At 61.1% G+C, this 6,570-nt stretch carries 2 protein-coding genes and 5 pseudogenes; 1 reads left to right on the top strand and 6 read right to left on the bottom strand.

What is annotated here, in order from left to right:
- Window positions 1-468: 468 nt before the first annotated feature.
- From NKI05_RS31760 to NKI05_RS31775, 4 genes and pseudogenes are all read right to left on the bottom strand, one after another.
- Window positions 469-974, bottom strand: a pseudogene (locus tag NKI05_RS31760) (transposase); the annotation flags it as partial.
- A gap of 139 nt (window positions 975-1,113) precedes the next feature.
- Window positions 1,114-2,070 (bottom strand): IS5 family transposase, encoded by a 957-nt coding sequence (locus NKI05_RS31765; protein WP_352794164.1) that lies wholly within the window; start codon window positions 2,068-2,070, stop codon window positions 1,114-1,116.
- 65 nt (window positions 2,071-2,135) lie between these two features.
- A pseudogene (locus NKI05_RS31770) lies at window positions 2,136-2,303 on the bottom strand (IS110 family RNA-guided transposase); the annotation flags it as partial.
- Window positions 2,304-2,753: 450 nt separating this feature from the next.
- The gene (locus NKI05_RS31775) at window positions 2,754-3,116 is read right to left on the bottom strand and encodes a DUF6398 domain-containing protein (RefSeq protein WP_352794166.1); all 363 of its coding nucleotides are present in this window, start codon (window positions 3,114-3,116) and stop codon (window positions 2,754-2,756) included.
- A gap of 258 nt (window positions 3,117-3,374) precedes the next feature.
- Here NKI05_RS31775 and NKI05_RS31780 point away from each other — a divergent pair.
- Window positions 3,375-4,641, top strand: a pseudogene (locus tag NKI05_RS31780) (transposase).
- Between the two features lie 240 nt (window positions 4,642-4,881).
- On the opposite strand, the pseudogene NKI05_RS31785 reads toward NKI05_RS31780, so the two are convergent.
- Together NKI05_RS31785 and NKI05_RS31790 are read right to left on the bottom strand one after the other, a co-directional pair.
- Window positions 4,882-5,601, bottom strand: a pseudogene (locus NKI05_RS31785) (glycoside hydrolase family 3 N-terminal domain-containing protein).
- A gap of 191 nt (window positions 5,602-5,792) precedes the next feature.
- Window positions 5,793-6,108, bottom strand: a pseudogene (locus NKI05_RS31790) (hypothetical protein); the annotation flags it as partial.
- Window positions 6,109-6,570: the final 462 nt, after the last annotated feature.

Raw genomic sequence — 6,570 nt, forward strand, 5'->3', positions numbered from 1 at the left:
CGCCTTCGTCTCGCGGGCACTTGCTGCGATCAACTCTTCGCCGCCCAGAAGCTCAATCGTCTCGGCCCAGCCGTCATCAACAAGCGATTCGTGTGCGCAGTGTAGAATCACACCCGATTCCGCAGGGCAATACCTATCTTAGCGCCTATGCGTTGATGGGGGGGCAATCGAGCTAAGCCGATCAGCGAACTCACTTCATCTTCGTCCCGCGAAGGACAGCTTTCCACGTGCAGGTGGAACGGATGTCGTTCCCGTCTATCGGGGTGCGATGCTTATCAAATTCGATCCTGGTTCATTCCCTTATCTCTTTGTTCGGCCGATTGGCGACCATCTTCTCGTCCCGACCTTTGGTTTCGCACGGCCGCCGCGCGCAGTGATCCTCAAGGGTGGGCCCACAGGGCCATCGCGAGAGCGACTTGCCCTTGACGGGCACGAGCACGGCGGCTGCTAACGACGGTCGGGATGCGGTCAGCCGGCGACCGGCATGATTTCCGTCCTGGTCCAGCGGAACTGTGTGCCGTCCGTCCAGATGCGATGATGATCACTGCCAGCCGGCGGGCGAGCGCGACGATGGCATTCTGTTCACCGCGCCTTCTGGCGACGCCCATCGCCCAGGCCTTCAGCCAGGACCATTTCGTCCCCGCTTCAGCAGGGTCTGCGCAGCCTCGTAAAGCAGCGTGGCATCATAGCGTCGCCGCATAATGAGATTCGGCCCACCCGGCGGCTTTCTCCCTATTATGGAGCGCCGGCGTCAGGCCCAAAATCGGCCCGACCGCCTTCGAGCTGAGGACGCGGGCCGGGATATCGATCGTCGCGGTGTAGGCCAGCGACACGGCCGACACCGGGGATCGACATCAGCCGGCGGCAGACCTGATCTCCCGGGCGATCGCCAGAACCTTCCGGTGAAGGGCGGCAAAATTCCGGCGCAGCTTGCGGCGCGCGTCGAGCAGCAGTTCAACGATCTCAGCCAGATCGGGGCCTGTTGCGCAGTTACGGGAGAGCAGCGACAGCGGGACCGGAATGCAGCGGGCTGTTGCTGGTTGTTGTGGATTGAGGCCTAGATTTGAGGTTTGAGGCGGCGGTTCGGCCTTGGCTGGCCGACGCCGGGCGCACCTATCCCGTGATGGCGGCCCATCGGCGCATGCTGAAGGCAATCGCCGCCATCGTCACTTGGCCAGTAGCCTTGGCCAGTCCGATGTAGCGGATCGTGGTCAGCTTCATGCGGTTCTTGAGCGTAGCGAAGGTGGTCTCCACCGCCGCCCGCCGTCTGGCGATCAGGCGATTGTAGTGCTTGAGCCGTGGCGGCAGCGCATGATGCTTGTTGGGGCGGCGCGCGATACGCGCCTTCTTGCCCTCAGCCTTCAATCGGGCACGGCGGGCATGGGTGTCATAGGCGGCATCCGCCCACACCGTCTTCTCGTCACCGCAGATCAAGGCATCAGCCATCACCGTGTCGTTGACGTTGGCCGGCGTGGTGATCACCGTACGGATCAGACCAGAGCCCTCATCGACCCCGACATGAGCCTTGTAGCCGAATGTGAGGCCGCTTTTGCCCTTGCGTGCGGTGACGCGGGCGTCTGCGTCCCTCGACGGCCGCTCAGGCGTCGGCGGCGCCGAGACCGCATCGATCAGCGTGGCATCCAGCATCGTGCCACGCTTCAGGATCACGCCGGCCTTCTCCAGTTGCCGGTCCAGTTCGCCGAACAGCTTCTCCATCAGCTCTTCGCCGACAAGCAGGTTGCGAAAGCGCGACAGTACGGTGTGATCGGGGATCGTGTCGTCCAGCCCCAGCCCGGCAAAGCGTCGGAACGACAGCCGGTCACCAAGCGCTTCCTCCAACTCGCGATCCGACAGTCCGTAAAGCGATTGCAGCAGCAGCGCCTTGAACAACACCAGTGGCGGCCAAGCTGCCCGACCCGGCCCGCCATCGCGTAGCGGGTTGAGCAGCTTCTCGAACCGGTACCACTTCACAAGGCCCGACAACCGGTCGAGCGGCGAAGAGGCACCTGCAAGCTTGTCGCCTAGAAATGCCTCCACCAGGCTCAACTGACCCGTCCGCTTCACCGCCATTGCGACTCCCTCCGAGTTCAGTCTCAGAGAATCACAACCACCGAATTATGCAACAGGCCCAGATCGGGCATACCGTCGATGAGCTCGCGGATCCGCTCCTCAAACTTGACCGCGCCGAGCTTGCCAACCTTGAGGCCGAAATTGCGCAACAGCCGGCGGATGTCGTTCTCGATGGCAATCGCCTTTTCCTTTAAGAGCTTGCGCGCCGTCAGCAGCGCCCGGCGCTCCGTCGAGACCAACGAAAACTGGATGGAGGCCAACCGCTACATCAACATGGACGACCTGCGCGAGCACAAGAAGCTCGCTCTGCGCCAAGCCGGCACAACCGAGTTCCTGCAGGACTCGAGGGGAAGGCTGACCGTCGCGCTGGCAGTCCCACTCAGGAGAATCTGTGGATAGTCGAAGAACTCCCCTACTGACTGGGCGTTGGCTGGCCGAATTTGGCGGAACGATAGCAGCAACTGCCCCTGCCACTCCCAAAAGAATTCCCGCTATTCCGTGGCGAAGACCATACGCCAGCATGTTTCCTCCTTGCCTAGCAGCCTGTCGGACTTAGATGCGGCGGGCCTATGAGAGCGATTGGAGGGTCTCGTGGGCTACCACTTGTTGTGCGGGAGGTAGGGAATGAGGCCGTGATCGGGGCGAGCTGCTGGATTCTGTGGGAGCGTTGCGGATGTCGACGATCATACCGTCGATGTGCAGCATCCAGAGGAAGGGATTTTGGTCGGTGAGGCTGTGGAGCGACCAGGTCGGGTCGAAGCGATGGGCATTGACGGCTTTGCGAATGGCAGCGGCTTTGGCGCTGACCGTGCTTTGACCGACCCCGAAGGCGCGCAGATGCTGGCCATGGTCATATGAGGCTTTGTTGCGGGGTCGGAGAGGAGATTGATCTGGCCGAAGGCGTGCAGAATGCCGCAGGCGCAGGTGCTGGGCTGACCTGAGGCAAGCGGGCTGTGCCGCTTTCGGCTCAGGGCGGCGGCCATGCGGCGGGCCAAGTCGGCGTATTCGTCGTTGAGATGTTTTCGGCAGAACGAGTCGGTCAGCACGACGATCTCGTCATAGCGACTTGATAGCTTCGGGCCCCGACATTGAGGGGGCAGCTTTACGCATGGGTGGCAGTATGGGCTGACGGCATGGCGCTGACCAGAGCGGCGACAGCTTGCAAAGCAGTCTCCTGTGTATTGACCTGAATGGCTAGTTTCAACAATTATCAAGAAATTGTCGCTTGTTGCACATCTTATAATATGTGTCAATATTTACTGTCGAGGTATTGCTAAATGAAGACTTCATGTAGGCGCCTGCCGATGTGCAACTTCCGCCAGATTGACCGCGATACCGGCTTTTTGTTGCCGCCCTCGGTGGATGAATGGCTGCCACAAAGACGTTTAGCGCGGTTCGTGGTCGAGGTCGTCGACAGCCTGAATCTTTCGGCCATGACCAGGAGCTACCGCGGCTCGGGTTCGGCCTCCTACCATCCGGCCCTGCTCTTGCATCTTGGTCTACGGTTATGCGACGGGCGTCTTTTCCAGTCGCAAGCTGGAGCGTTCGGTGGCGTTCCGCTTCATTGCCGCTAACCCGACCATGACACCATTGCGGCCTTTCGGCGGCGCTTACTTCAGGACATCGAGGATCTGTTCGTCAAGGTGCTGCTGCTTGCCCGGGAAATGGGCATGCTGAAACTGGGCACGGTCGGGCTGGAAGGAACCAAGATCCACGCCAATGCCAGCCGGCATAGCGCGCTAACCTACGAGCATGCGGGCAAGATCGAGGCGCAATTGAAGGCCGAGGTGGCCGAACTGACGGCCATGGCCGAAGCGGCCGACCAGGCCGACCTTGCCGACGGCCTGTCGATCCCCGAAGAATTGGCGCGGCCCGAGGAGCGCCTGGCCAGACTGACCGAGGCACCAGCGAAGATTGAAGCCCGCGCCAGGGAACGCTTCGAGCGCGAAAAGGCCGAACATGAAGCCAAGATGGCGGCGCGCGCAGCCGAGAGCAACGCGCGCGGTTAGAAGCCCGGCGGTAAGCCGCCCGCGCCACCGCTTGAGGGGCCGCGGCCGACCGAGCAGATCAATCTGACGGATGAAGACACGCACATCATGCCGGTGGCCCACGTGGTCCAGGCTCCAAACGATAAAAAGCAGATCGAACCGATGGTGGACAGGATTGCCGCCTTACCGGAGGCGTTGGGCGAGCCAGAAGCATTGCTGGCCGACAGCGGCTACTTCAGCGAAACAAATGTCGGCGCCTGCCAGGCTGTCGGCATAGAGCCGCTGATCGCCGCCGGCCGGCAGCCGCATTATCCCGCCTTGAACGAGCGCCTCGCCGAAGCCCCGCCGGCGCCGGAAAATCCGAGCTCCGTCGAGGCCATGCTTTATCGACTGCGCACGCCCGACGGCAGAAGGCTCTAGCCTTGCGCAAGCAGACCCCCGAGCCCGTCTTCGGCATCATCAACTCGGTGCTCGGCTTCCGCCAGTTCTCCTTGCGTGGTCTCGACAAGGTCCGCGGCGAGTGGAGCCTGGTGACCATGGCCTGGAACACAAGAGACTATTTGCCCTGAGCCCAGACTATTGAACCACAGGATCGGGCCCACAACACGCATCGCCCGGTCCCAGAGCACCGTCACCCTCGTCCTCGCCGTCAGCGGCGCCATCGCAAGGCTCTCGTCGGTGGGGCGAGCCAATTCGCATCTCTTGAGGCCCTACATCGACCCGAGTCCGACAGGCTGCTAGGCCGCCTCGCGCTACCGTTGCCGTACAATGGTCGTTTTCTCCGAAACTGCGGGCGCCAGCTTTCTTTTCAGGCGCATCGTTCTCATTTCTGTATCCGCTCGAGCATTTCCGTGTCCTTGCGCGCTTCTTCAGACAGGAGGGCGGCAACCTTCCGGGACAGGATGCCGTTCCCTGCCCGAACGGCTCGCAGCACCGAGTCCTCGAAGCTGATATTGTCGGTAATGGCCTGCATCTGCATGTCGTCGCTGATGACCACGCCCTTGAAGGGGATGTTGTCCCGCAGCAGCCCGGTCAAGGTCGCGCGGGAAAGCGAGGAGGGGATTTGGTTCGAAAATAACAGCTTATCATTTATCACATGCGCGGACATGACCATGTCGACATCCCGACGCGATCAGGTTCTGGTAGGGGAGAAGTTCCTTATCGCTCATGTCTTGGAAAAGTCGGCCATGCCCTTGTGGCTATCCTTGGTTCCTGGAACCGGCCCCAAATGTTTCAAGGCCGTCAGCACTCCCTTCGCCCGATGCGCTTCGACGAAAACCCTCGCGTATGCCTCGACCGTCTGTGGATCGGCGGAAAAGCTCCTGATGGGATTCGCCGTGTTGACGTTGACGTCGACGACCGGAGCCAGATTGAGGTTGAACCCCAGATCCGAGAGAGCGGAAGCGAGATTCTGGTAAACCACGCCGGCCTCGTCAGGACTCATGGACTTGGCCACAGTCGCCTCGCTCGGCGTCTCCTTGAACCGATGTCCCGTGAGCCTCTGGATGCGGCCGCCCTCCTGGACTGGCCGGTGGCCAGCGATGCGGCGGGCGGCTTGCGAGTGCGCTTCGCAAGATCGGGGTCAATGTAGTGCTTGGGCCGATGTCTTTCATCGCGTTTGTCGAGGCTCGGAATAACAAGGGCCCGGTCGAGAATGGCGGCTGGAGCATGACCATTAACAATTGTCCGACTATATCTTGGGCGATCCAATCACCTGGCGGTCGATGACGGCGGGTGGCCGCGGCGGGTGTCGTAGGCGCCGTCGGCTATGACGGTGTTCAATCTCTTCGCCCTGGGGGATCTGGTCAAGCTACTCCGGCAGAATGGGACTTCGCTGCTGGGGGTAAACTCGACCGCCCCGATATCCGAGGTGGCCGTGGCAATAGCCAAATGGACCTTGCGCCATTGACGGTCCAGGACATCCCATATGCCGCGCGAGCCAGGTCATCTCCTTGTTCAGCCAGACCAGCAACGAGCCCCGCTACCTCAGCGCCGTGTTGTAGTCAGACCGGTTCGTCGTGCGGTAGCGGGAGGGTGATGGACTGCTCATGAGCCACGTATGTGAATCGTTCGGTCGAACTTCTGCAACAACGCCGTCCGTGGTTGAAGGTGGCAAACTCCACCACTTTACATTTTGATGGCCACCCGGGATCACACAGCCGCGCAGAGGGCGCATAAATTACAGCACGTGCTCGGACTGACCGCGCTGAACCAGGACGTAAGATCGACCGCTCGTTACGCTCACGAATAACGAAATAAGCACCATCATAACTATCGGCAAATGCGAGCGAAAATGACATCGCTTAGAGTGAGAATATCCAAAGAAGAGGAATGAAATGAAAGCCAGCCTCATGATCTGCCTTTGTGGGCTCGCGGCAGTCTCGCTAGCGGTGTCTGCCGCCCCGGTGATAGCGCAGGTTCCTCATTGCGGTTTGAACCTATGTCGCTGACACAAGACGTTGCCGATACGGTCGCCAGCCTCACCTACGCCGAACTGCCGGCAGCAGTAGTC

It is taken from the genome of Mesorhizobium sp. M0771 (assembly GCF_040320155.1).
In the GTDB taxonomy this organism is placed as follows: Bacteria; Pseudomonadota; Alphaproteobacteria; order Rhizobiales; family Rhizobiaceae; genus Mesorhizobium.

Coding starts and splice junctions, on each gene's coding strand:
- NKI05_RS31765 (WP_352794164.1), bottom strand. CDS start 2,070: ATGGCGGTGAAGCGGACGGGTCAGTTGAGCCTGGTGGAGGCATTTCTA.